This window comes from Terrabacter sp. P5_B1 (assembly GCF_056400505.1).
In genome coordinates this window covers 1-2,553 of the sequence record NZ_JBFULD010000452.1, presented here as the reverse complement: position 1 = coordinate 2,553, position 2,553 = coordinate 1, and the positions used below count along the sequence as shown (strand labels likewise).

General features: G+C 73.9%; 2 protein-coding genes. Both read right to left on the bottom strand.

Going from position 1 to position 2,553, the window contains the following annotated elements; all coding sequences use genetic code 11:
- Positions 1-202: 202 nt before the first annotated feature.
- Positions 203-1,489, bottom strand: coding sequence for an Nramp family divalent metal transporter (locus tag AC1DP0_RS20730; RefSeq protein ID WP_478088246.1), 1,287 nt, complete (start codon positions 1,487-1,489; stop codon positions 203-205).
- A 67-nt stretch (positions 1,490-1,556) separates the two neighbouring features.
- Positions 1,557-2,553: hypothetical protein (locus AC1DP0_RS20725; protein WP_478088244.1), on the bottom strand; the 997-nt coding region annotated here is incomplete at its 5' end.

Sequence of the window (2,553 nt, the reverse complement as noted above, 5' to 3'; positions counted from 1 at the left end):
GCCCTGCGTCGCGCCTACCGCGCGGCCCGCGGCGGCGCCAAGGGCGTTCGCGACGGGTGGCGCGCCGGCCGCTGAGCATCGGCGGCTCTCGACGTCCGGGGAAGGCCCCGTCGGCGGGTGCCTCACGGGCCGGGCGCTCGCGTATGCCGTCAGGCCGGGTCCCGCGTCCCGCCCGCCCGGCGCGCCCGGGACGACGGCGTGCCTAGAAGCCCTGGAGCACGAGGTAGGTGCAGAGGCCGACGATGACAGCCGTGACGAGGGTCGCCGCGGCCGTCGTCAGCGGGTGGTTGGCCAGGGCGCCCATGAGGCGCCGGTCCCGGGTGAAGAGCAGCAGCGGCACGAGGGTGCCGGGCAGGGCGAACGAGAGCACGACCTGGCTCCAGACCAGGGCGCTCGTCGGCTCGACGCCGAGCCAGAGCAGGATCAGGGCCGGCACGACCGCCACCAGCCGGCGCAGCAGTGGCGAGATCGGCCGGCGGCCGAAGCCCTGCATGACCACGTCACCCGTCTGGACCCCCACGAGGGTCGCCGCGAGACCGGAGGCCAGCAGCGCGACGGCCAGCATGGTGGCGGCGAGCTGGCCCACGTGGGCGAGCAGGGCGGCATACGCGGCCTCGATCCCCGCTCCCGCGCCCGACGGCAGCGCGGCGGAGATCACGACGAGACTGACGTTCGCGGCCCCGGCGACGGTCATCGCGATGACGACGCTGCCCACCGTGCGGCGGCCGGCGCGCAGCCGCTGGGCCAGGCGGTCGGGGTCGCCGGGGTGCAGGTCCGGGCCCGCGCCGGGGGTCGGCACGTCAACGCGGGAGGCGGCCGAGTGGAAGTGCAGCGCGTGGGGCATCACCGTCGCCCCGACGATCCCGACGGCGAGCAGCGCCGCGGACGAGTCGAGCGGCCCGGGGACGAGCGACCGCAGCAGGGCGACGCTGTCCACGTCGGCGATGCCGACCTGCCACGCCAGCGAGGCGATGATGACGACGAGCAGCACCAGCACGACGGACTCGAACTGGCTGCGACCATGGAACCTCAAGGCCAGCACGACGAGGCTGAACGCGGTGACGCACAGGGCCCCCACCATGATCGGCATCCCGAAGAGCAGCCGCAGGGCGATCGCGCCACCGACGATCTCGGCGAGGTCTGTCATCACCACGACGAGCTCCGCCTGGGCCCACAGCAGCACCCGGCCCACACCGGGGAAGCGCTCCGAGCTGTGCTCCGCGAGGCTCTTGCCGGTGACCATGCCGAGCTTGGCCGCGAGGTACTGGATGACCATCGCCGAGCCGCTCGCGAACACCACGACCCACACCAGGGAGTAGCCGTGCTCGGCGCCGGAGGTGATGTTGACGCCGAAGTTGCCCGGGTCGACGTAGGCGATCGCCGCCAGCAGCGCCGGGACGAGGGTGCGCGGGGCCCGGCGCACGCCACCGAGGCCGCGCGTCGGCGATCGGTGGTCTGCGCGAGGCTCCTGCGCCACTCGCTCGTTCATGGCAGAAGCATCGAGCCTCGAGCACCTCTGCGCCAACTGCCGTCTGGCGGGGCAGACCGTCCCGTCGTCAGCGCGCGGAAGCGATGCCGAGCAGGGCTGCGATCCCCAGTGCACTGCGCGGGTCGTAGGCGGCGGTCCACAGGCCTCCGTGCGCGGCGGCGAACGCCTCGTCCTGCCATGCGGTCGGCTGGCCCGGCGAACCGGTGCGTAGGTCGTGGACGAGCAGCGCGGCCATCAGCGTGTTCGCGGTGCCCGGCTCGAAGACCTCGATGCCGAACCGGTGGGCGCCGGCGTAGGCCGCCGCCAGCGCCCGGTTCTTCACGACCGAGCGGGTCCGCGTGGGCGGGGCGACCTTGAACGACACGAGACCGCCGTCGGCGCGGTATGCCGTCGCCCGCCATCGCTGGAGCCGCTTGGCGAGCAGGTAGTTGGGTCCTTGCTGGAGCACGACGCTGTCGTTGATGCCCGGGTCCTGGCCCGGCACGTAGTTGCGCCGCAGGAGCCGTCCCCCGCTGATGGTGCGCAGCGGCACCCGGAGCAGCTTCGAGGTGCGGCGGTGGGCGTAGCTGTCGACGGAGCGCTCGACCGCGGCGCCCGGCACGGCGAAGACGTCGGTCGGCGTCGCGAGGAAGGCGAGGGCGACGTCGTCTTGGCCCTTGGCCTCGACCACGTGCCGGGTCAGGGCGTCGACGGCCATCGAGACGCGGACGTTCGTCTCGCCGTCGGCGTAGACGTAGTTGCCGATCGCCAGCGGGCCCTCGAGGGCTGCCACCCACCGCGTGACGGACCCGAGGTCGTGGACGAGGTCACCGCCGGCACGCGCCGCAAGGGGGCCGTCACCCTGACGGACGGGCACGGTGACCGACCCGGCGAGTCGTCGCGTGTCGGCGATGAGCCTGTCCCACAGGTCTCTCCGGGGGAGGTCGACGGCCGCGACGTCGGCTCCCCACCGGAGCAGGGACCGCAGCGGCCCCATCTCCGCGGCTGCACCGAGCACCACCACGGTGCGGTCGGACAGGTCGAGCCACTCGGGGTTGTCGATGACACGGCCCACGGCCTCGGCG

Excerpts from the sequence above, each read along its gene's own strand:
- AC1DP0_RS20730 (WP_478088246.1), bottom strand. The coding sequence starts at position 1,489 with ATGAACGAGCGAGTGGCGCAGGAGCCTCGCGCAGACCACCGATCGCCG.